The sequence below is a fragment of the Streptomyces sp. NPDC058664 genome, from assembly GCF_042716635.1.
GTDB lineage: Bacteria > Actinomycetota > Actinomycetes > Streptomycetales > Streptomycetaceae > Streptomyces.
In genome coordinates, this window is sequence record NZ_JBHXRW010000039.1 from 27,756 (window position 1) to 49,217 (window position 21,462).

Annotated in this window: 23 protein-coding genes; 7 read left to right on the forward strand and 16 right to left on the reverse strand. The window is 74.0% G+C overall.

From position 1 onward, the window contains the following. Positions 1-91: 91 nt before the first annotated feature. The 4 genes from ACFWUY_RS27725 to ACFWUY_RS27740 form a co-directional block, all read right to left on the reverse strand. On the reverse strand, positions 92-1,072 hold the full coding sequence (locus tag ACFWUY_RS27725) for a helix-turn-helix transcriptional regulator (protein ID WP_384115170.1): 981 nt from the start codon (positions 1,070-1,072) through the stop codon (positions 92-94). A gap of 211 nt (positions 1,073-1,283) precedes the next feature. Beyond that, entirely contained in the window at positions 1,284-2,558 is a 1,275-nt protein-coding gene (locus ACFWUY_RS27730) for a glycosyltransferase family 4 protein (RefSeq protein WP_384115173.1), read from the reverse strand. A 112-nt stretch (positions 2,559-2,670) separates the two neighbouring features. Further along, entirely contained in the window at positions 2,671-3,963 is a 1,293-nt protein-coding gene (locus ACFWUY_RS27735) for an ABC transporter substrate-binding protein (RefSeq protein ID WP_384115176.1), read from the reverse strand. Further along, positions 3,941-4,471, reverse strand: coding sequence for a hypothetical protein (locus ACFWUY_RS27740; protein ID WP_384115179.1), 531 nt, complete (start codon positions 4,469-4,471; stop codon positions 3,941-3,943). Before ACFWUY_RS27740 ends, ACFWUY_RS27735 begins: the two co-directional genes overlap by 23 nt. A 126-nt stretch (positions 4,472-4,597) precedes the next feature. Between ACFWUY_RS27740 and ACFWUY_RS27745 the strand changes: the two genes are divergently transcribed. The 3 genes from ACFWUY_RS27745 to ACFWUY_RS27755 are packed head-to-tail and all read left to right on the forward strand — an operon-like array spanning position 4,598 to position 8,267. Beyond that, positions 4,598-5,011 carry a hypothetical protein gene (locus ACFWUY_RS27745; RefSeq protein ID WP_384115182.1) on the forward strand — a complete coding sequence of 138 codons (414 nt, stop codon included), beginning with the start codon at positions 4,598-4,600 and terminating at the stop codon, positions 5,009-5,011. Continuing rightward, positions 4,999-7,584 carry an ATP-binding cassette domain-containing protein gene (locus tag ACFWUY_RS27750; RefSeq protein WP_384115185.1) on the forward strand — a complete coding sequence of 862 codons (2,586 nt, stop codon included), beginning with the start codon at positions 4,999-5,001 and terminating at the stop codon, positions 7,582-7,584. The genes ACFWUY_RS27745 and ACFWUY_RS27750 overlap by 13 nt, the downstream gene beginning before the upstream one ends. Further along, complete coding sequence (locus ACFWUY_RS27755; protein ID WP_384115188.1) at positions 7,581-8,267, forward strand: ATP-binding cassette domain-containing protein; 687 nt, start codon at positions 7,581-7,583, stop codon at positions 8,265-8,267. The genes ACFWUY_RS27750 and ACFWUY_RS27755 overlap by 4 nt, the downstream gene beginning before the upstream one ends. Positions 8,268-8,279: 12 nt before the next feature. Here the strand turns inward: ACFWUY_RS27755 and ACFWUY_RS27760 are convergent, their stop codons facing one another. Further along, on the reverse strand, positions 8,280-8,879 hold the full coding sequence (locus tag ACFWUY_RS27760) for a transglycosylase family protein (RefSeq protein ID WP_384115191.1): 600 nt from the start codon (positions 8,877-8,879) through the stop codon (positions 8,280-8,282). 216 nt (positions 8,880-9,095) lie between these two features. Here ACFWUY_RS27760 and ACFWUY_RS27765 point away from each other — a divergent pair, with 216 nt between their 5' ends. After that, entirely contained in the window at positions 9,096-9,878 is a 783-nt protein-coding gene (locus tag ACFWUY_RS27765; RefSeq protein WP_384115193.1) for a hypothetical protein, read from the forward strand. Between the two features lie 164 nt (positions 9,879-10,042). Beyond that, a complete protein-coding gene (locus ACFWUY_RS27770; RefSeq protein WP_384115196.1) occupies positions 10,043-10,375 on the forward strand; it encodes a hypothetical protein in 333 nt (110 codons plus the stop codon). A gap of 79 nt (positions 10,376-10,454) precedes the next feature. On the opposite strand, the gene der is transcribed toward ACFWUY_RS27770, so the two are convergent. From der to ACFWUY_RS27800, 6 genes are all read right to left on the reverse strand, one after another. After that, positions 10,455-11,903, reverse strand: coding sequence for a ribosome biogenesis GTPase Der (der, locus tag ACFWUY_RS27775; RefSeq protein WP_384115199.1), 1,449 nt, complete (start codon positions 11,901-11,903; stop codon positions 10,455-10,457). Positions 11,904-11,965: 62 nt separating this feature from the next. After that, on the reverse strand, positions 11,966-12,652 hold the full coding sequence (locus ACFWUY_RS27780; protein ID WP_384115202.1) for a lysophospholipid acyltransferase family protein: 687 nt from the start codon (positions 12,650-12,652) through the stop codon (positions 11,966-11,968). After that, a complete protein-coding gene (gene cmk, locus ACFWUY_RS27785) occupies positions 12,607-13,272 on the reverse strand; it encodes a (d)CMP kinase (protein WP_384115205.1) in 666 nt (221 codons plus the stop codon). Before cmk ends, ACFWUY_RS27780 begins: the two co-directional genes overlap by 46 nt. Positions 13,273-13,762: 490 nt before the next feature. Further along, positions 13,763-14,851: a prephenate dehydrogenase gene (locus ACFWUY_RS27790; RefSeq protein WP_384115208.1), complete on the reverse strand. Its 1,089-nt coding sequence runs from the start codon at positions 14,849-14,851 to the stop codon at positions 13,763-13,765. After that, positions 14,848-15,210 (reverse strand): chorismate mutase, encoded by a 363-nt coding sequence (aroH, locus tag ACFWUY_RS27795; RefSeq protein ID WP_351219920.1) that lies wholly within the window; start codon positions 15,208-15,210, stop codon positions 14,848-14,850. Before aroH ends, ACFWUY_RS27790 begins: the two co-directional genes overlap by 4 nt. Positions 15,211-15,319: 109 nt before the next feature. Next, positions 15,320-15,745 carry a YidB family protein gene (locus ACFWUY_RS27800; protein ID WP_384115211.1) on the reverse strand — a complete coding sequence of 142 codons (426 nt, stop codon included), beginning with the start codon at positions 15,743-15,745 and terminating at the stop codon, positions 15,320-15,322. Positions 15,746-15,908: 163 nt separating this feature from the next. On the opposite strand from ACFWUY_RS27800, the gene ACFWUY_RS27805 reads away from it, so the two are divergent. Then, the gene (locus ACFWUY_RS27805; protein WP_384115214.1) at positions 15,909-16,409 is read left to right on the forward strand and encodes a Rieske (2Fe-2S) protein; all 501 of its coding nucleotides are present in this window, start codon (positions 15,909-15,911) and stop codon (positions 16,407-16,409) included. Positions 16,410-16,419: 10 nt separating this feature from the next. Beyond that, positions 16,420-17,139 carry a DNA polymerase beta superfamily protein gene (locus tag ACFWUY_RS27810; protein WP_384115217.1) on the forward strand — a complete coding sequence of 240 codons (720 nt, stop codon included), beginning with the start codon at positions 16,420-16,422 and terminating at the stop codon, positions 17,137-17,139. Here ACFWUY_RS27810 and ACFWUY_RS27815 read toward each other — a convergent pair. Genes ACFWUY_RS27815 through pnuC form a run of 5 tightly spaced genes read right to left on the reverse strand, consistent with a single transcriptional unit; the run spans position 17,136 to position 21,386 of the window. After that, complete coding sequence (locus tag ACFWUY_RS27815) at positions 17,136-17,894, reverse strand: DNA polymerase beta superfamily protein (RefSeq protein WP_384115220.1); 759 nt, start codon at positions 17,892-17,894, stop codon at positions 17,136-17,138. The genes ACFWUY_RS27810 and ACFWUY_RS27815 overlap by 4 nt on opposite strands. 3 nt (positions 17,895-17,897) lie before the next feature. Then, entirely contained in the window at positions 17,898-18,929 is a 1,032-nt protein-coding gene (locus ACFWUY_RS27820) for an ADP-ribosylglycohydrolase family protein (RefSeq protein WP_384115223.1), read from the reverse strand. Further along, a complete protein-coding gene (locus ACFWUY_RS27825; protein ID WP_384115225.1) occupies positions 18,926-19,663 on the reverse strand; it encodes an NUDIX domain-containing protein in 738 nt (245 codons plus the stop codon). Before ACFWUY_RS27825 ends, ACFWUY_RS27820 begins: the two co-directional genes overlap by 4 nt. Then, a complete protein-coding gene (locus tag ACFWUY_RS27830) occupies positions 19,660-20,739 on the reverse strand; it encodes an AAA family ATPase (protein ID WP_384115227.1) in 1,080 nt (359 codons plus the stop codon). The genes ACFWUY_RS27825 and ACFWUY_RS27830 overlap by 4 nt, the downstream gene beginning before the upstream one ends. Next, a complete protein-coding gene (pnuC, locus tag ACFWUY_RS27835; protein ID WP_384115229.1) occupies positions 20,736-21,386 on the reverse strand; it encodes a nicotinamide riboside transporter PnuC in 651 nt (216 codons plus the stop codon). The genes ACFWUY_RS27830 and pnuC overlap by 4 nt, the downstream gene beginning before the upstream one ends. Between the last annotated feature and the right edge of the window lie 76 nt (positions 21,387-21,462).

Consider the following 21,462-nt stretch of genomic DNA (forward strand, 5'->3'; position numbering starts at 1 on the left):
GAAGCACCGACGGGAAAGGCCCCATTCCCTCTCTCCGCGCGCCCGCCCCGAATTGCGCCGGCGACGCGTACGCGAGGCGCTCACCCTTCCCTTACACAATGCTTACGCCGTCCGACCGGTCGAGAGCGCGGGACAACAGGTCCCTGAGCGCCCGCACCCGGTCGACCAGCTCCGGCGGATCGAGCACCTCGAACTCGAAGCCGATCATCGACACGTGGATCACCATCACGTCGAGGCTGTGGGCGCCGGTCCGCAGCAGGCAGGCGTTCTCCCCGTCCGCCGACAGGACGCCGTCGGCGGCACCGACGGCCGCCGCGGCCTCGGCGAGCGGCACGTGCAGCCGGATCGTCGCCTCGGTCGCGTACGCGGCGGTGGACACGCCCTTCGCCACATAAGCGGCCAGGTCCTCGGCGGGCGGCTCGCGGGGCGTGAAGCGGGGGCCGTGCGGCGGTGTCGGCGTGATCCGGTCGGCCCGGAAGGTACGCCAGCCGGCCCGGTCCACGTCCCAGGCGACCAGGTACCAGCGCCGCTCGCTGCACACCAGCCGGTGCGGCTCGACGGTCCTGCGGGTGGCCGCCCCACCGTGGTCGCGGTACTCGAAGCGCAGCCGCTCGGCGTCCCGGCAGGCGTGGGCGAGCTCGGTGAGCACGGCCGGGTCGATCCGCTCGCGCGGGGTGCGCAGCATCGGCACGGTGAAGGCGTTCAGGGCGCTGACCCGGCGGCGCAGCCGCCCCGGCAGCACCTGTTCCAGTTTGGCCAGGGCGCGTACCGAGCTCTCGCCGATGCCCTCGACGCCCTGCCCGGCGGCGGCGCGCAGGCCGACCGCGACCGCCACGGCCTCCTCGTCGTCGAGGAGCAGCGGCGGCAGTTCGGCACCGGCGCCCAGCTGGTACCCGCCGCCGGTGCCGGGGCTCGCGTTCACGGGATAGCCGAGCTCGCGCAGCCGGTCGACGTCCCGCCGTACGGTGCGGGGCGTGACCCCGAGCCGCTCGGCGAGGTCGGCGCCGGACCAGTCGCGGTGGGCCTGGAGCAGCGAGAGCAGACGCAAGAGCCGTGCGGAGGTCTCCAACATGGCGCCGAGTCTGCCAGCCCTCGCGGACGACTTCTGTCCTCGATGCAGGAGGTGAAGGGCTGGGGCGTATCCGGCGTGTCCGGCTGATCAGAGGCGGACAGGTCGCGGCGCCTGGGGGGCGGGTGCTCCCCCAGGCCCGGCAGGGCCTTGGGGATGCGGCAAGGCTCCGTGCCGGGCGTCGCGAGCCCGGCCATGATCCGCCGGGCACGCCCTAGCGGAAGCGGCGGACCAGCCGGCCGGCCTTCGCCTTCAGGGTGTAGACCGCGTCGACGGCCCGGCCGACCTCCCGGTGGAGCGAGGCCCGGCCCGGGGAGTGGACGCGCCGGCCCGCGCCCCGTTCGATGAGTTCCGTCCAGAGCGCCTCGTGCCGGGCGGCGATCCGGGCCGGGTCGAAGCGCTCGGAGGCGGCGAGCGCCGCCCGTGCCGTCTTGGCGCGCAGTTCGTCGTCCTCGACGAGCCCGCGCAGCGCCCGCGCGAACGCGGCCACGTCGTCGACCGGCACCAGGAACCCGTCGACCCCGTCCTCGATGATCTCGCGCGGCCCGTGCGGGCAGTCCGTGGAGACGACCGGGAGTCCGCAGCGCATCGCCTCGACGATGCTCATGCCGAAGGACTCCCGCCGCGAGGTGACGGCCGCGATCGAGCCCTCGGCCCACGCCGGTTCCATCGGGGTCACCGACCCCATGAGGAAGACCTGCTCGGCGAGGCCCCGGTCCTTGATCTGCCGGGCGAGGGCTCCCTTGACGTCCTGGACCGCGTCGCCGGCTCCGTAGATCCGCAGCTTCCAGTCGGGGTGGTCGGCGGCGATCCCCGCGAAGGCGTCGATCAGCAGGTCGTACCGCTTGACGCGGGTCAGCCGGCCCGCCGCGACGACGGTCCTCGCCGCGGGGTCGGCGGGCGGCACGGAGGGCGCGGGCACGCTGTTGGGCACGGCCTCGATCCGTACGCCCGCCAGGCCGAGCTTCCGGTAGGCGCGGGCGTCCACCTCGGTGACGGTCGTGACGGCGTCCAGGAGCGGGTACTCGTGGCCGATGTCCCGGCGCAGCCGGTAGCTGTGACCGTCCAGGGTCAGGTGCTCCTGCCCGACGAGGACCGGCCCCCGCCGGGCCTGCCGGGTGAGGTGGACGTTGAGTCCGGGGCGGGTGCCGACGAGGACGTCGGCCTCGACGCCGCGCAGGTGCTCCCCGATCCGGGCGTCGGTGAGCGCGCTGTACTGCTTCCAGCGTCCGTCGCCGCGCGGGAAGACCTCGGCGGGCCGGTGGAAGTCGGGGTGGTCGCCGTCGTATCCGGGGCTGTCCCGGCGCAGGTCGACGAGGTGGCGCAGGGTCACCCCCGGGGGCAGGCCGAGGCGTGGACGGTCGCGGTGGCGGAACACCGAGACGATCTCCACCTCGTGGCGTTCCGCCAGTTCCTCGGCGAGGGTGAACGTCGTCCGGATCGTGCCGCCGTAGTGGTAGCCGTTGTGGAGCAGAAAGGAGATATGCATCGCGCTGCCGGTTCCCCCCGGTCAGTTGATCGGTCGCTCGACTGTACTGCCGGGGGCGGGACGTCGTTCACGGGCGCGGTCGGGCGGGGGGCACGGGCGTGGTCGGGCGGGGTCACGGCCGGTAGCCGAGCTGGGGCACGGTCGCGCAGTTCTCCGTCATCTCGCCCTGGCTCACCCAGCCCCGGCCGTCCTGCCAACGGGCCACGGACAGACAGGTGTTCCGGGTCGCCGGCGGCCGGGCCAGCTGCTCGTAGCGGACCGGGAGCAGCAGTCCCCGCGCTGTGTACGGCTCCGGACGGTTCATGAACCTCTCCACGCACGCGCGGGTGAGTCCCTCCCCGGCGAGGCAGGAGCGGGCCGCGTCGGTGAACCACATCGCCGCCGCCCACCCCTCCAACTGCCACTGGGACAGCGGCCGGCCCGCCATCGCCGCACGGAACTCGCGGACCGCCGGATGGCCGGTGTCCTGGTGGTTGCGGCTGGAGCCGGTCACCCACAGGGCGTCCCGGCAGCCGGGGGCGCGGGCGTAGTCGCGGGCGACGGACGAGGACCAGTTCTGCGCGTGGGTGACCTTGGCGGCGACCCGTACCCCGAGGGCCTCCATCGCCTCGCAGAGGCGCACGTTGCCGTGGACGTCCAGCGCGTCGAAGAGGACGTCGACGCGCTGGGCCCGCAGATCGGCGGCGACCGCGCGGAAGTTGGGCAGTGCGAAGTCCACCTGCTCCTCGACGACCCGGTAGCCCTCGGCGCGCAGCCCCCGGGTGACCAGCCGGGCGTACGCGGCGGACGCGGCCTGGTTGTAGGAGACGACGGCTGCGGTTCTCGCCCCCCGCTCCTTCGCGAACCAGCGGTAGACCTCGGTCCCGCCGTAGAGGACCCCGCCCCAGCCGGGTTCCCCGCCGGTGCGCGGGGCGGAGCTGCCGTAGATCCCGTAGAGGTGCGGATAGGTGTCGTACGCGGGGGTGAGCGGCTGGCCGCCGATGTCGGGGACGCCCGCGCGGGCGACGAGGGGGGCGCCCGCGTAGTCGAGGGCGGTGGTGGCGACGAGGGCGAAGACCTTGCGTTCGTCGACGAGCCGGTGCACGCACGCGTTGTTGCCGACGCCACTGCCGCCGTCGTCGCAGGTCTCGACCTCGATCCGGCGCCCGTCGAGGCCACCGCGGGCGTTGAGGGCGTCGAAGTAGGCGCGGGCTCCGTCGCGCGGGCCGGTGAGCGCCTGCCCGCCGACCGGGCTGGTGGCGCTGGTGATGATCCCGACGCGGAGCGGCTCGCCGCCGGAGGGGCGAGTGGTGGGCCGTGTCCCGAAGGCGCGCTCGGGGAGCCGGCTGCCGCAGGCCGCGAGGAGGAGGAGTGCGAGCGCCAGGAGCAGCGCCGCTCCCGCCTCAGCAGCCCGGGACGGTGACACCGCTCAGCTCGACCAGGCCGCACAGGGTCCGCACGGAGACCTTCCAGGTGTCGTCCTGGAGGACGGAGGTGCCCTGCGCGCCGGGCAGGGCCGGGTTTCCGCCGACCAGCAGGTCGTAGGTCACGTTCGCCCCGGTGGCGGAGGTGAACTCGACGCCCGTGACCTTCGCCGAGGTCATGGCCGCGTTCTTGTCACCGGCGAAGGCTCCGAGGACCCCCCGCATCCGCTCCCCGTCCTCCAGGAGCCCCACCTTCTCGGCCTCGGGCGTCTTCGGGTCGAAGAACGCCGTCCAGTTCCTGGTGATCTCCGCCTTCGCCGCGGCGGGGTCGGCGGGCTCGCCGGCGCCCGGCGGCTCGGCGGTCGTCCCGGGCGGGGCCGAGGTGTCGGCCTCCTGTGAGCGGCCCTCTCCGCTGTCGCCGCAGCTCGCGACGGCGGGGGTGAGCGCGAGGACGGTGGCGGCGGCGAGAGCCGCGAGCCGGGGACGTCGGCCGGGTCGTTCGAAAACCATCTGGCTCACCACCGTGTGTCCCTGGGGATCGTACGGCCGGATGCTTCCAGGGTGGGACGGATCAGGTCATAGCGCAAGATCAGGGGCATAGTGCAAGGAAGAAGGGAAGAGGCGAGGGAGGTCTCCGTGACGGCATCCCGGATCCTGCTGTGGAGCGGTCTCGCGGTGGCCGCCGGGGGCGCCGTCCTGTGCGTGCTCGGCTGGTACGGGATCTCCGGCGAGCGGTTCGCGGAGCGGCAGCTGCCCTATCTCGCCTCGTGCACGGTGCCGGGGGCGGCGCTGATCGTGGCGGGATCGGTGCTGGTCGTGGCGGCGTACGCGCTTCCCGTACGCCCTCCGGAGCCCCACGTCCCCGCGGTGGAGGAGGCTCCCCCGCCGTCCCCGGCCCCGTCCTCGGACGGCCCGCCGCTCCGCGTCCCCGGCGGGACCCTCGCGCACCGGCCGGACTGCCCGCTCGTGGCGGGCCGGACCACGGCCGTGGAGGCCGGGGACGACCCGTCCCTGACGCCCTGTCCGGTGTGTGAGCCGTGGCCTCCCTGACGTACGAGCTGACGCTCGCCGGCCTCGCGGTCGGCAGTGCCGCCGCGCTCACCGGCATCGGCCTGGTGGTCACCCACCGGACGACCGGCGTGCTGAACCTGGCGCACGGCGCCGTGGCCATGATCTGCGCGTACGTGCTGCGCGGCCTTGTGGTCGACGGGGGCTGGCCGCTGCCGGCGGCCGCCCTCCTCACCCTCCTGGTGGTCGCCCCCGGCATCGGCCTCGTCCTGGACCGCGCGGTGTTCCGGCCCCTCGCCCGGCGCGGGGCGAACCCGGCGCAGACCCTGGTGGCCTCCGTCGGCGTCTTCGTCCTGCTCGTCGGCGCGGCGGTGCTGATGTGGGGCCCGGGGGCGCGGGACGACGCGCCGGTGCTCCTCGGTGACGACCCGTGGGCGCAGCTCGGGGCGGTGGCCGCGCTCGCCTCCCTGGTGGGGGCGGTGACCCGGTGGACACGGTTCGGTCGGGAAGTGCGGGCCGTCGTCGACAACCGGCGGCTCGCGGTGCTCTCCGGGATCGACGCGGACCGGGTCGCGGCGGCCGGCTGGGCGTTCGGCTCGTTCACCGCCGGCCTCACCGGGGTGCTGCTCGCCCCGTACGTACGGCTCGACCCGTACGGGATGCCGCTCCTCGTCATCGAGGTGATCGCGGTCGCGGTCATCGCCCGGATGCGGTCGCTGCCGGTCGTGGTGGCGGCCGCGCTCCTGATCGGCGTGGCCCAGGCCCAGCTGACCCGGCTGCACCCGGAGGGCTGGGCGGGCCCCCTGCTCCAGGCCGTCGGGGCGAACCTGTTCGTGGTGGCGCTCCTGGTCGCGGCGCTCGTCCTGCCGGGGATCGGCGGCAAGGGCAGGGACGCCCTGCCGCCACCGGTGCGCTCCGGCCGGGTGCCGGGCGGGGTGTGGGTCGTCGTCGGTGTCCTGTTCCTCCTCCCGCTCGGCTTCGCGGGCTCGGACCTGCGCACGGCGATCCAGGTGCCGGCGCTGTCGGTGATCCTCCTGTCCCTGGTCGTCGTGGCGGGGCGGGGCGGCCAGATCGCGCTGGGGCAGGCGGCGTACGCGGGCCTGGGCGCGCTGTTCACCGCGCTCCTCACGGCACGCGGGGTGCAGGGCCTGGTGGCGCTCGGCCTCGCGGTGCCGCTGGTGGCCGTCGTGGGCCTGCTGACGGGCCGGCCCGCGATCCGGCGGCACGGCCTCGCCCTGGCGCTCGTGACGCTGGCGACCGGGGTGGCGGTGAGCCGCTTCGTCCTCACCCAGCCGTACGCGACGGCGGGCCTCTCCCTCGGCCGCCCGGCGGGCTTCTCGGACGACCGTGCCTTCTACGCCCTCGAACTGCTCGTCCTCGCGGGCTGCCTGGCCCTGGTGGCGGCGCTCCGCCGGGGCCGCACGGGCCGTGCGCTCGCCGCGCTGCGGGACCACGAGCCGGGCGCGGAGGCGGCGGGTGTCGCCGTGCCCCGCCTCAAGCTCCTCGCCTTCGTCCTGGGCGCGGCCCTGGCGGCCCTGGGCGGCGGCCTCCTCGGCATGGGCCTGCGCGCCTTCGACCCGGAGGCGTACGACCCGGTACGCGGTCTCCTCTGGTGCGCGGCGGTCCTGGTCCTGGGCGCCGACGGCCTCCTCACCCCCCTGGCCGCTGCCACCCTCCTGGTCACCCTGGACGCGGGCCCGCACGCGGGCGCGGCAGCGGTCCTCCTGGGCCTCCTGGCGGCCCTCACGGGCCGGATCCCCCCACTGACGAACCTGCTGCCGCACAAGCCCCGCGCACCGGCGGCCGCCGACGGCGCCGAGCCTCCCACGGGAGGACCCGTGCTTCTCCCGACAAGGGGGACGGGTGGGGACACCGGTCCGGCCCAGGGCCGGACGCACTCCCACCGGCCCGCACCCGGCGACGCACCCGCACAGGCACCCGCACCGGACAAGCGCTCCGCACCGCCCCCCGTCCTCCGCGCCCATCACCTCACCCTCACCTACCCCGGAGGCCTCACCGCCCTCGACGACGTCACCCTCGCCCTCGTCCCCTTCCGCGTCACCGCCCTCGTCGGCCCCAACGGCGCCGGCAAGTCGACCCTCTTCGACTGTCTCGCCGGAACCCTCCGCCCCCACCGGGGACGGATCACGCTCGGCGGGACCGACATCACCACCCGCTCCGCCCACGCCCGGAGCCGCCTCGGCATCGCCCGGACCTTCCAGCGGCTCGCCGTCTTCCCCTCCCTGACCGTCGAGGAGAACGTCCGCGTCGGCGAGGAGCAGGGCCATGTCCGCGGCGACCCCGCCGCCGTCGAGCGCGGTCTGCGGCTGCTCGGGCTCGCCGGGCCCGTGCGGCACCGGAGGGTGGCGGACCTGCCCACCGGAACGCTGCGCCGGGTCGAACTGGCCCGCGCCCTCGCCGGGCAGCCGCACACCCTGCTGCTCGACGAGCCGGCCGCCGGCCTGGACGCCGCCGAGACGGCCGCGCTCGCCCGGATCCTCGCCGCGCTGGCCGCCGACGGCCTGACCGTCCTGGTCGTCGAGCACGACCTGGACCTCGTCGCCGGGATCGCCCACACCGTGCACACCATGGAAGGCGGCCGGATCGTGTCATGAGCGTCGAGATCGCCCTGTGCTCCGCCCGGGTCCGCTACGGCCCCCTGGAGGCCCTGCACGGCCTGGACCTGCCCGTGCCCGCCGGTACGGTCACCGTTCTCCTGGGCCGCAACGGCTCGGGGCGTACGACGGCCCTGCGCGCCCTCGCCGGCACGGTGCGCCTCTCCGCGGGCCGGGTCGTGTGGCGCGGCGCCGACGTGACCCGGCTGCCGGCCCACGAACGGGCCCGGCGGGGGCTGTGCTTCGTACCCGCCCTCGAAGCGGTGTACGCGAGCCTCACCGTCGCGGACAACCTCGCGCTGGCCGTACCCGGGACCGCCCTCGGGGCCGGGCCCGGGGCCGCTCCCCCGTATCCGGAACTCGTCCCTCTGCTGTCCCGGACCGCCGGAACGCTCTCCGGTGGCGAGCGCCGCATGCTGGCGCTCTCCCGCGCCCTCCTCGCACCACGCGCGCGCGTGGTGCTGGTCGACGAGCCGTCGCTCGGTCTGGCCCCGCCGGTCGCGGCCCGTACGTACCGGAGGCTCGTGGGGCTCGCCCTCGAGGGCGGGGCGGCCGTGGTCCTGGCGGAACAGCGCGTACCGGACGGGCTGCCGCCCGGCTCGCCGGTGCACGAGCTGCGGCGCGGCTCCGTCGCGTTCCGCGGGGAAGCGGCCGAGCGGGCCGGGCCGGCTCCGTCCGGCTGACGGACGGGCGCGTCAGAGCGGGGCGAACCGCAGCATCGTCCCGACGACGACCCGGTTCGGATCGGCCCCGATCAGGCTCCGGTTCGCCGCGTACAGCGCCCGCCAGCCGCCCTTGACGCCGAAGCGGCGGGCGATGGAGCTGAGGGTGTCGCCGGGCTGCACGGTGTGGACGCGCCCGCTCAGCCCGTACCGCTTGGAGCAGACGGGCCAGGCCCCCCACCCCTGGGTGCGCAGGACCTCCTCCGCGACGGTGATCTGCTGCGGACGGGTCGCCAGGTCGGCGCGCCTGGCGTACTTCAGTCCGCCGTGCTCGACCCAGGTCGGGTGCCAGAACTGGAGTCCGCCGTAGAAGCCGTTGCCGGTGTTGACGTGCCAGCGGCCGCTGCTCTCGCACTCGGCGACGCAGCCCCACGGCCACTGGTCCTTGGCACAGGCGTACGAGGGAACGGCGGCCGCGAGAAGCCCGTCGGACACGTTCCGCGGCGCGACGGACGCGTCCCGGGGCCCCATCGGTACGTCCCGCGCGGAGGCCGGCGCCGGATCGAGGGTCAGCAGCGCGGCCGCGGACGCCGCCACGAGGGAACCGGTCGTCCACCATCGGATCTTCGACATCGAGGCAGGCTAGACAGCCCTCCGGCACCCTCCGTCCGTGCCGCGCGGAACACTGTTCACACCCCACCCGGTCGGAGTCACGGGACCCGCCGCCCGAGCCGGTGGCAAGTTGCCACGCTTCCGCGCGTGACCCCGGCCGAGCCTGACCCGTTGAACTCGGCATAAGACACCGGGAACGGCCCGGCGTCCCCCCGTACCGAGTCCAGGGAGCCCCCCGTGCCGCGCATGCTCGACGTCAGCGAGGACGTACGCGCCGAGATCGGCGACGAAGAAGCGGACCGGCTGCTCGCCGGTGACAACGCCCCGGGCAGCTACGACTGCACCTCCTGCCGCACGCCGGGAGACTCCGAGCAGGAGCACACCAGCACGGTGCTGTTCGTCGGCGAGGAGACCGCGGTCCTCGCGTTCGCCCACGCCAGCTGCATCCCGTCGCAGGTCGTCCGGGTCGCGGAGGAGCAGCTCCAGGGCGCCGTCGCCTCGATCACGGCCTCGGACGCCGCCGACGCGCTCTCCGCCGCCCACCCCGAGCAGGCCGTGCTCGGCGTCACCAGCGGTCTCGTCCTGATCGAGGGCGAGCTGCACCCGGCGCTCGTCGTGGAACCGACCGCCCCGGTGGCCCGCCCGGGTTCCGACGGTCTCACCGACGAGTTCCTGCCGCTCCTGGCCGACCAGGGCTTCCAGCAGGTCATGGACCTGAACACGCGGCCGGCGGTGCTGCCGGGCTGGTCGGTCCTGGTCGCCATGGGCCAGCTGCACTCCGTGCTCCAGCCGGGCCCCGGCGGTGCCGGTCAGGCCGCCTGGTGGCAGGCGCACCAGCCGCTCCAGGTCACCGAGGGCTGGCGCGCGGCGGCCAACAAGTCGCACATGGTGCTGGTCTTCGCCGCCCCGGTGGGCTCGATCGGCCAGCAGCCGCGTGAGGACCTGCTGCGCGACGCGCTGGAGAAGGCCGCGGCGAACGGGCGCCTGGTCGCCGCCGCGATGCCGCTGGCCGGTACCTGATGGACGGCGGACAGCCGGGCATAGGGTGGGCACGGGTCACCGGCGTACCGGCGGGGGCCACGGGCTCGGCGGGCCCGCACGCCCCGACCGTGCCGCGTCCCCGGCGGGCACCCCATTCGGAGAGCCGCCCGCATCCGACGGGCGGTGGGGTCGTTGGCACCTACGTGCACGCATACGACCCCTTCCCCCAGCCCGGTCCGAGTCAGATCCCTTCGATGCGCCCCGCGCAGGACGCCACGGCCGGCACGTCGCCCACGCCGATCTACGACGCCCTGTACGCGGAGTACCGCAGGACGTTCCGCACGCTGCCGGGTGACCGCAGCGGCGAGGAGGATCTGAGCTTCCGGGCCTTCGGTACGGCGGTGGGCACGGGCCTGTACGGACACGGGCAGGGGCACCGCTACGGGACGGCGCATACGACGGCGTGGCCGGTGCGGCACTCCCCGCCGCAGCAGACGCAGGCGGCGCTGCCGCCGGGACCCCGCAGGGGCCTCTAGCGGAAGCCCCACCGGGGAGACACGGCTGAGGGCCGGGGCATCACGCCCCGGCCCTCAGCCGTGTGTCACCTCGCCGGTGCTACTTCTTGCGGCCGCGCTTCTCGCGGACCCGCACCGAGATGTGGATCGGGGTGCCCTCGAAACCGAACTCCTCACGGAGACGGCGCTCGACGAAGCGGCGGTAGCCGGCCTCGAGGAAGCCCGAGGCGAAGAGCACGAACCGGGGCGGCTTGGTGCCCGCCTGCGTACCGAAGAGGATGCGGGGCTGCTTGCCGCCGCGGATCGGGTGCGGGTGGGCCGCGACGATCTCACCGAGGAAGGCGTTGAGCCGGCCGGTGGGGACGCGGGTCTCCCAGCCGGCGAGGGCGGTCTCGATGGCCGGGACCAGCTTCTCCATGTGGCGGCCGGTCTTGGCGGAGACGTTGACCCGGGGCGCCCAGGCGACCTGCTGCATCTCGGTCTCGATCTCGCGCTCGAGGTAGTAGCGGCGCTCCTCGTCGAGCTCGTCCCACTTGTTGTAGGCGATCACGATGGCGCGGCCCGACTCGACCGCCATCGTGATGATGCGCTGGTCCTGGACCGAGATGTGGTCGGTGGTGTCGATGAGGATGACGGCCACCTCGGCCTTCTCGACGGCGGCGGCCGTCCGCAGGGAGGCGTAGTAGTCCGCGCCCTCCTGGAGGTGGACCTTCTTGCGGATGCCGGCGGTGTCGACGAACTTCCACGTCACGCCGCCGAGCTCGATGAGCTCGTCGACCGGGTCGCGGGTGGTGCCCGCCAGCTCGTTGACGACGACGCGGTCCTCGTTCGCCACCTTGTTGAGCAGGGAGGACTTGCCGACGTTCGGGCGGCCGATGAGGGCGATGCGGCGCGGGCCGCCCACCGCGTTGCCGAAGCGCTGCTCGGGGGCCTCGGGCAGCTTCTTCAGGACCTCGTCGAGGAGGTCGCCGGTGCCGCGGCCGTGTAGCGAGGAGACGGGGAACGGCTCGCCGAGGCCCAGGGACCAGAGCATGGCGGCGTCGGCCTCGCCGGACTGGCCGTCGACCTTGTTGGCGGCGAGGACGACCGGCTTCCCCGCGCGGCGGAGCAGCTTGACGACGGCCTCGTCGGTGTCGGTGGCGCCGACGGTGGCGTCCACGACGAAGAGGCAGGCGTCGGCGGCCTCGATGGCGTACTCGGCCTGGGCGGCGACGGAGGCGTCGATGCCGAGGACGTCCTGTTCCCAGCCGCCGGTGTCGACGATCTTGAAACGGCGCCCGGCCCACTCGGCCTCGTAGGTCACGCGGTCACGGGTGACGCCCGGCTTGTCCTCGACGACGGCCTCGCGGCGGCCGATGATGCGGTTCACCAGGGTCGACTTGCCGACGTTCGGACGGCCGACGACGGCGAGGACGGGGAGCGGGCCGTGCCCGGCCTCCTCGATCGCGCCCTCGATCTCCTCGGCGTCGAAGCCCTCTTCCGCGGCGAGCTCCATGAACTCCGCGTACTCGGCGTCGCCAAGTGCCCCGTGGTCGTGCTGGTCGTTCATGAAGTCCGTTCCTTGATCATTCGTGGTCGGTGGGCCGCTGGGCCCACTACTCAAAGTCTCGCTCAGCGCCCGGTGAGGCGCCTGGCGTTTTCCAGGTGGTCGGTGAGCTTCCCCTGGATGCGTACGGTCGCCTCGTCGAGTGCCTTGCGGGTGCGGCGGCCGGAGCCGTCGCCCGCCTCGAAGGCGTCCCCGAAGACGACGTCGACACGGCCGCGCAGCGGAGGCAGTGCCTTGACCAACCGTCCACGCCGCTCGGTGCTTCCCAGGACGGCCACCGGGACGATCGGCGCGCCGCTGCGGACGGCGAAGTAGGCCAGGCCGGCGCGGAGCGAGGCGAAGTCGCCCTCGCCGCGGGTGCCCTCGGGGAAGATCCCGAGGACGCCGCCCTGCTCCAGGACGCCCAGGGCGTTGCCTATCGCGTTCCGGTCGGTGCTGTCGCGGTCGACCTTGACCTGCCCGATGCCCTCCAGGAAGGGCCCGAGGGGCCCGACGAAGGCTTCCTTCTTGATGAGGAAGTGCACCGGGCGGGGCGCGGTGCCCATGAGCATGGGTCCGTCGATGTTGTGCGCGTGGTTGACGGCGAGGATGACGGGGCCGGAGGCCGGCACCCGCCAGGCGCCGAGGACACGCGGCTTCCAGAAGCCGTACATCAGCCCGATGCCGATGCGACGGCCGACGGCGGCGCCCTTCTCGGAGGGCAGGGTCACTTGGCGGCCGCCCGCCGCTCGTCCACCAGGGTGACGACGCACTCGATGACCTGGTCGAGGGTGAGATCCGTGGTGTCGACCTCGACGGCGTCGTCGGCCTTGGCGAGCGGGGAGGTCTTGCGGCTGGAGTCGGCCGCGTCCCGCTTGATCAGGGCTTCCTTCGTCGCGCTCACGTCGACGCCCTTGAGCTCGCCGGAGCGGCGGGCGGCACGGGCCTCGGGCGAGGCGGTGAGGAAGATCTTCAGGTCGGCGTCGGGGAGGACGGTGGTGCCGATGTCCCGGCCCTCGACGACGATGCCGTGCTCGGCGCCCTTGGCGATGGTCCGCTGGAGCTCGGTGATGAGCGCCCGCACCTCGGGGACGGCGCTGACGGCGCTGACCTTGGAGGTGACCTCCTCCGTGCGGATGGGGCCGGCGGCGTCGGCTCCGTCGACGGTGATGGTCGGCCGGGCCGGGTCGGTGCCGGAGATGATGACCGGCTTGGCGGCTGCGTTGGCGACGGCCTCGGCGTCGGTCACGTCGACGCCGTTGCTGATCATCCACCAGGTGATCGCCCGGTACTGGGCGCCGGTGTCGAGGTAGCTCAGCCCCAGCTTGGCGGCGACCGCCTTGGAGGTGCTGGACTTGCCCGTGCCGGAGGGCCCGTCAATGGCGACGATCACGGATTCCACGGTGGGAACACCTTCCTGGGTGAGTGGCGGGCCCGGCTGGGATGCGGGGGACCTCCACAAGGTTACCGAGTCCCCGGCACCCGTTCGGCCCAGCGCCCCACGAGACACCACCCGGCCGCGCGCCCACCGACGAACCTGGCCACCCCCCGTGTGGGCAATCGCCCCACTGGGCCGGTCACCCACCCACCCGGGACGGCGCCCTCGGCGGCGCCTCCGCCCCTTGTGCCTGAACCCGCACCCACTTTGTGCGGCACACCAGGGGTGCGGGTTCAGGCACAGGTGCCTGGGCCCGGCACGGGGCGCCGTCCGTTGTGCCCGCCCTCCCCAAGCTCTCGGCTTCGCTCGAGCAGGGGGACCCCCATCGCCCCAGCGGAACGAATGCCCACAACGAGGGTGGGCGAGAGCCGGCCCAGCGGAACGGCTGCCCACAACGGGGGGCGGGGTCAGCCCCGGGCGAGTGCCCACAACAGGGGCGGGGGGCTCAGCCCGTGCGCAGGGACCAGCCCCGTTCCTGCAGGGCCTCCCCCAGCACCGCCGCCGCCGAGGGTTCCACCATCAGCTGGACCAGACCCGCCTGCTGGCCGGTCGCGTGCTCGATGCGGACGTCCTCGATGTTGACCCCCGCGCGGCCCGCGTCGGCGAAGATGCGGGCGAGCTCGCCCGGCCGGTCGCTGATGAGGACGGCGACGGTCTCGTAGACCGTGGGGGCGGCGCCGTGCTTGCCGGGGACGCGGGAGCGGCCGGTGTTGCCGCGGCGCAGGACGTCCTCGACGCCCGAGGCTCCGTCACGGCGCTTGTCCTCGTCGGCGGACTGCAGGGAGCGCAGGGCGCGGACGGTCTCGTCGAGGTCGGCGGCGACACCGGAGAGGACGTCGGCGACCGGCCCCGGGTTGGCGGAGAGGATCTCGACCCACATGCGCGGGTCGGAGGCGGCGATGCGGGTGACGTCCCGGATGCCCTGCCCGCAGAGGCGTACGGCGGACTCGTCGGCCTCCTCCAGGCGCGCGGCGACCATCGACGACACCAGCTGCGGGGTGTGGGAGACCAGGGCGACCGCCCGGTCGTGGGCGTCGGCGTCCATGACGACCGGGACGGCCCGGCAGAGGGCGACGAGCTCGAGGGCGAGGTTCAGGACCTCGGTGTCGGTGTCCCGGGTCGGGGTGAGGACCCAGGGGCGCCCCTCGAAGAGGTCGGCGGTCGCCGCGAGCGGACCGGAGCGTTCCTTGCCGGACATCGGGTGCGTACCGATGTACGCGGTGAGGTCGAGGCCCAGCGCCTCCAGCTCCCGCTTGGGCCCGCCCTTGACGCTGGCCACGTCCAGGTAGCCGCGGGCCAGTCCCGCGGTCATGGCTTCTGCGAGGGTGGCGGCCACGTGCGCCGGGGGGACGGCGACGATCACGAGGTCCACGGGGCCCTCGGGTGCCTCGTCGGTGCCCGCGCCGAGCGCGGCGGCCGTCCGGGCGCGCGCCGGGTCGTGGTCGCGCAGGTGGACGGTGACGCCCCGGCTCGCGAGGGTGAGCGCGGCGGAGGTGCCGATCAGTCCGGTGCCGATGACGAGCGCTGTTCTCACTGGGCGATGTCCTTGCGCAGGGCGGCCGCGGCGCCGAGGTAGACGTGCGCGATCCGGGACTTGGGCAGATCGGTCTCGACGTGGGCGAGGAGCCGGACGACCCTCGGCATCGCCCCTTCGATGTCGAGCTCCTGTGCGCAGATCAGGGGGACGTCGACGATCCCGATGCCGCGGGCCGCGGCGGCGGGGAAGTCGCTGTGGAGGTCGGGCGTGGCCGTGAACCAGATGCTGATGAGGTCGTCGGCGGTGAGGTCGTTGCGCGCGAGGACGGCCGTGAGCAGTTCCTCGACCTGCTCACGCATGTGTCCGGCCTCGTCCCGCTCCAGCTGGACGGCTCCGCGGACCGCTCGTACCGCCACGTCGTACTCCTTCGCCTGCGTCAGTGCTCCGTTCAGCCTAGTCAGCGGCGGACGCGACGCGTCCCGGCGCCCGCCCTCCGAGACGGAGGACGGGCGCGCGGGACGGGTCTCAGAGCTGCTGCCGGCGGATGATGTCCTCCAGGGAGCCTTCGGGCACCGAGCCGTTCGGGGTCAGCTTGTCGACGGCCCGGGGCAGCGACCGCGCGATCTGGTCGGCCGCCTCCTCCGGGCTGACGCCGGCGTCGGCCGCGACCTTCTGGAGGGTGTCGTCGGGCAGCGCCCCGGCGATCTGGGGGCCGCTGACGGGCTGGTTCTCGCCGGTGCCGACCCAGGACTGCGCCTGGTCGGCGAGGCCGGACCTGGACAGCGCGTCGAGGAGTCCGCCGAGCGGGTTCGTGCCGCTCCCGCCTCCGCCTCCGGCGAGGGCGCCGATCAGAGAGCCGAGGATGCCGCCCGCCCCGCCGCTGCCGCCGCTCTGTCCGCCTCCGCCTCCGAGGAGGCTTCCGAGGAGACTGCCGAGGTCGTTTCCCGCCATGGTCCTGCCCTTCGTCCGGTGCGAAACAGGATCAATGTCACCCGAACCGGGGTGTTCCGCCACTCGGCGTACACGCCGGCCGGGACCGCCGTGCGGGGGAGCCGGGCCCCCTGGTCCAGGCGTGTTGCGGGACCCGGCGGCGCCGCGCGGCCAAGCTGGCGGCATGACTTCACGCGCCACCCCTCGCCGTGCCGTCCTGTTCGCCGCAGTGGCCCTGACGACGGGCTGCGGCTCGGACGGCGGGGGCGACGGCGGTACGAGCACCGACGCGCCGGCCACGCCGAGCGCCCCGGACACCACGTCGTCCCCGGCCGCTTCGCCCTCCGCCGAGTCCCCCTCGGCCGCCGCCTCCTCGCCCGCCTCCCCTCCGGCCGCAGGCGCCCGGCTGGCCGGCACCTCCGAGATCCCGGTCGGCGGGGGCACGGTCTTCGCGAAGGAGAAGGTGGTCGTCACCCAGCCCGCCGCCGGCGAGTTCAAGGCGTTCTCCGCTATCTGCACCCATCAGCGCTGCACGGTGAACAAGGTCGCGGACGGCACCATCGACTGTCCCTGCCACGGTTCCAAGTTCCGTATCGCCGACGGCTCGGTGGCGAACGGGCCCGCCACCCGCCCGCTCCCGGCCGAGCGGATCACCGTCTCGGGGGACACGATCACCCTCGCGTAACCTGACCGGCATGACCCCGGACGAGCTGGTGCGCGACCACACGATCTACTCCTGTGTCATGGGTTCGCGCGCCTTCGGTCTCGCGACCGAGGGCAGCGACACGGACGTGCGGGGCGTCTATCTCGCCCCGACGCCGCTGTTCTGGCACTTCGAGAAGCCTCCCGCGCATGTGGAGGGGCCGGGCGAGGAGCAGTTCAGCTGGGAGCTGGAACGATTCTGCGAGCTGGCCCTGCGCAACAACCCGAACGTCCTGGAGTGCCTCCACTCCCCCCTGGTCGAGCGTGCCGACGCCCTCGGCCGCGAACTGCTCTCGCTGCGCGGGGCCTTCCTCTCCCGGCAGGCCCATCAGACCTTCGTCCGTTACGCGGGCGGGCAGCGCCGCAAGCTCGACGCGGACGTGCGCCAGTACGGCCACCCCCGCTGGAAGCACGCCATGCACCTGCTGCGGCTGCTCACCAGCTGCCGCGACCTGCTGCGCACGGGCGAGCTGCGGATCAACGTCGGCGAGGACCGCGAGCGTCTCCTCGCGGTCAAGCGCGGCGAGGTCTCCTGGCCGGAGGTCGAGTCCTGGATGGACCGCCTCCAGGAGGAGGCCGACCGCGCCCACGACACGACTCCGCTCCCGGCCGCGCCGGACCACGCGCGCGTGCAGGACTTCCTGGTCCGCGCCCGCCGCGCCTCCGCCCTCGACACCGTCCAGCGGGCGGCCGGCTCCAACGGTCGGCTCTAGCGGCCGGCCGGCCGGGCCCGTACGACGAGGTCGTGCAGCAGGTCGGGGGCTCGTACCGCCGACTCCGGCAGGCTCGACGCGGCCCGGGCCTCTTCGAGCACCGCGTGCAGGGCCTCCGTCTCGGCCCGTACGGCCTCGACCGGCACCTCCGCGGGCCCGTGCTCCGCCGCCGCCTTCGCCGCGACGAGGTCGGGCAGCCGGGCCGGCGCCTCGGCCACCTCCCCGAGCAGGGTCGGCAGATGGGCCTGCACCTCGCCCGAGCGCATCAGATGGATGCCGGTGAGCAGCGCCCGGTAGGTGTACAGCAGCGGCTTGAGCTCGCCGCCGCTCTCGAAGAGCCGCCACTGCGTCCCGGCGAAGCCCCGGTAGTGGTGCGCGTGGTGGGAGGTGAGCACCTCGGGCACGAGGGAGACCAGCTCCGCGTGGATCTCCGTGGTGTGCGCGACGAGCGGGGAGGTGAGCTGCTCCAGGACGTAGCCGTTGCGGCGCAGCATCAGCCGGGCGAACTTCCGCAGGTCGTGGGTGACGAGGTCCATCTCGACCCCGTCACGGTCCCACATCCGGCTGCGGGTCTCCTCCGGCTCGCGGAGGCCCGTGAGGGCCTCCACCGGCAGCAGGTGCACGCCCCGCAGGTCCACGTCCGAGTCACGGGACGGGAACCCGTACAGGTGCGCGCCGGAGACGGTCGCGAAGAGCAGGGGGTCGGGCTGCTCCGCCACGACGGCGGAAAGGTCCAGGTCCAGGCTGAGCGTCATGGCTCAAGCGTCCCAGAGCGCGCCGAAGGTCAGCAGGTCGCTCCGGTACTCGACGCGCTCCTCCCACTCCTTCGGCCAGGCGTCGGCGCCGAGGTGCGCCCCGGCGAAGGCGCCCGCGAGGGCGGCGATCGAGTCGGAGTCGCCGCGGGTGCAGGCGGCGCGGCGCAGCGCGGTGAGGGGTTCGCCGGGGAAGAGGAGGAAGCAGAGGAGCCCGGTCGCGAGGGCCTCCTCGGCGATCCAGCCGTCACCGGTGTACGTACAGGGGTCGAGCTCCGGGTCGGCCGTGCGCTGGACGGCGTCCAGGCGCTCCAGGATCGCCAGGCACTCGTCCCAGCCCCGCTTGACGAAGGAGAGGGCGGAGGGGTCCTGGGAGCGGGTCCAGAGGTCGCCGAGCCAGTTCTCGTGGTAGCGGGAGCGGTTCTCGTAGGCGTACGAGCGCAGCTGTCCGACCAGGCCGGCGGGGTCCACGCCCTGGGCGAGGAGGTACACGGCACGGGCGGTGAGGTCGGAGGCGGCGAGCGCGGTGGGGTGTCCGTGGGTGAGGGCCGCCTGGAGCTGGGCGGCGCCCGCCCGCTGCTCCTCGCTGAGGCCGGGGACGAGCCCGATGGGGGTGACGCGCATATTGGCGCCGCAGCCCTTGGAGCCGATCTGGCTGGCGTCCTGCCAGGGACGGTCGCCGTCGAGGAGCATGCAGGCGCGCAGGCAGGTGTTGCCGGGGGCGCGGTTGTTCTCCGGGGAGTGGTACCAGTCGACGAACTCGTCACGGACGGGCCTGGCGAGGCGCAGCGGGGCGAGCACTCCCCGGTCCATGGCGGTGCGGATCCCCCGGGCGAAGGCGAGCGTCATCTGGGTGTCGTCGGTGACGTACGCCTTGCCGCCGCGGACGGGCAGTGCCATCTCCCGCCAGGGGCCGACCTTCGCGAGGATCGACGGCACGTCGTTGAACTCGGTCGGGAAGCCCAGCGCGTCGCCGAGCGCCAGTCCGATCAGGGAGCCGGTCGCGGCCTGCTTGGTCGCGGTGCGTGCGAGGTTCATGCGGGGCGTCCTTCGGGTCGCAGGAGGGGCGGGTGCAGGGTGGTGGCCCCGCCCGCCCGGTAGAGAGCGGCCGGTTTCCCCCGTCCGCCGGTGAGGCGCGGAGGTCCTTCCACGGCCTGGACGAAGCCGGGTGTGGTGAGGACCTTGCGCCGGAAGTTGGGGCGGTCGAGCTCGACGCCCCAGACCGTCTCGTACACCTGCCGCAGCTCGCCGAGGGTGAACTCGGGCGGGCAGAAGGCGGTCGCGAGGCAGGTGTACTCCAGCTTGGCGCCGACCCGTTCGTGGGCGTCGGCGAGGATCCGGTCGTGGTCGAAGGCGAGATCCCGGACGGTGTCGTACGGCATCCACCGCGCCTGGGCCGCGTCGCCGCCGCCGCGCGGCTCGGGAGGGTCGGGTACGAGCGCGGTGAAGGCGACGGAGACGACCCGCATCCTCGGGTCGCGGTCCGGCTCGCTGTAGGTGCGGAGCTGTTCGAGGTGGAGTCCGGCGACGGTGTCCCCGGAGAGGCCGGTCTCCTCGGCGAGTTCGCGGCGGGCGGCCCGCTCGGCGGACTCGCGCGGCAGCACGAATCCGCCGGGGAGCGCCCAGGACCCGGCGTACGGCTCCTGGCCGCGCTCGACGAGCAGGACGTGGAGGCGTTCCTCGCGGAGGGTGAGGACGGCGAGGTCGGCGGTGACGGCGAACGGCTCGAACGCGCTCGGGTCGTAGCCCTCGGGCGGGCGGTGGCCGGTCATCGGCGCTCCGGCAGCGGGTCGGTGAGGTGCGGGCCCTCGGCGAGCAGCGCGTCCACGGCGGCGACGGCGGCCGCGAGCCGCTCCTCGTGGGGCCCGCTGAGGACGGCCGTGCGGCGGCCGGAGTGGGCGAGCTGGGTGAGGAAGCGGGCGGTCATCCAGGGCCGCAGGTGCTCCCCGTCGCGCAGCCCGTCGTCCTCGAAGTCGACGCCCCTGTGGTCGGTGAGCAGCCAGAGGTGCTGCCGGCCGCGGGCGGCGATCTCGCCGGTGGCGGCGCTGGTGGTGCCCATGTACCGCTCGTGCCAGATGGTGGTGGCGAAGGCGTCGGTGTCGCAGAAGAGCACGGGCGATCCGTCGCGGGCCGCCTCCTCCTCCAGTTCGGCCTGGCGCTGGGCGATGACGGGGAAGTCGGAGGAGTGGAAGGTGACGTCGGACCAGGTGGCGTCGGGGCGTTCGGCGCGGAGTTCGGCGAGCTTGAGTTCGCTGTACTCGCGGCCGTACTCCGGTACGTACCGGGTGCGGGCCCAGACTCCGCCGCGCCGCCGGTAGTGGTCGGCGAGGGCGAGGGCCATGGTGGTGGTGCCGGTGGACTCGGCGCCGAGGACGACGACGCGCCGGGTGAGCGCGGCCCGGACGGGCGGTTCCAGGAAGTCCCAGCAGCCGGCGGGGTCGGCGCGGACGGCGGTGCCGGAGACGGGGAAGCGGGTGCGGCCGGGGTCGACGCACACGGACTCGGCGCCGAAGCGGCGGGCGAGCTCCTCCCCGTACGGCTCCGAGGTGAAGACGGCGTCGACGCGCTCGGGCACGGCGGCCCGGAAGACGGCCATGTGGGCGTCCCACACGTCGGGGTCGTGGAGGTCGACGGGGATGTCGTCGACGGCGCCGACGACGAGGGCGTCGGGGTGGATCTCGCGCATCCAGGCGACCCGCTCGGCGAGCGGGACGGATTCCACGGAGGAGGCGCAGACGAGGACGGTGAGGCGCTCGCAGCGGTCGAGGGCGGTGCGGACGAGGTGGTGGTGGCCGGCGTGCGGCGGATAGAACTTGCCGAGGACGAGGCCGTGGCCGTATCGCTTCACGCCGTCACCTCCGCGAGTCGCCGGGATCCGGTGAGGTCCCTGGTCCAGCCGCGCAGGCCGAGGACGCAGAGGATCATGAAGCCGACGTACAGCAGGGAGGTCAGGTACAGCTCCTTGTACGCGTACAGCGGTACGTAGACCACGTCGGCGGCGATCCACAGCCACCAGGACTCCAGCCGCTTTCGGCACTGGCCGTAGGTCGCCATGAGGGAGAGCGCGGTCGTCAGGGCGTCCCAGAAGGGGACGGTGGAGTCGGTGGCGCGGTCGAGCAGCAGGGTGAGCCCGAGGGTCCCCACCACCCCCGCCGTGATCAGCCACGTCCACTCGGTGCGCGTGGTGCGGCGCACCGGGAGGGTGTCGGAGCCTGGTCCACCCCCGTGGGTCCAGGTCCACCAGCCGTACACGGCGAGGGTGATGAAGACGATCTGGAGGCCGGCGTCGGCGTAGAGCCCGGCCTGCGTGAAGAGCAGGACGAAGAACAGGTTGTTGGCGATGCCGATCGGCCAGTTGGCGAGGTGCTGGCGGGCGACGAGCCAGACGCAGAGCGCTCCGCTGCCGAACCCCAGGACCTCGGTCCAGCTGACCGGGGTGTCCAGGACGGTGAAGAGCGGTTGCTGCAACGGCTCGAGTACGTCTGCGAGGCTCACGCCCGCCTCCTTAAGAGTCATGTTGACTATAAAGGGGGACGGCCTTCGGCCACAAGACCGAAAAGGACGCGGCGGG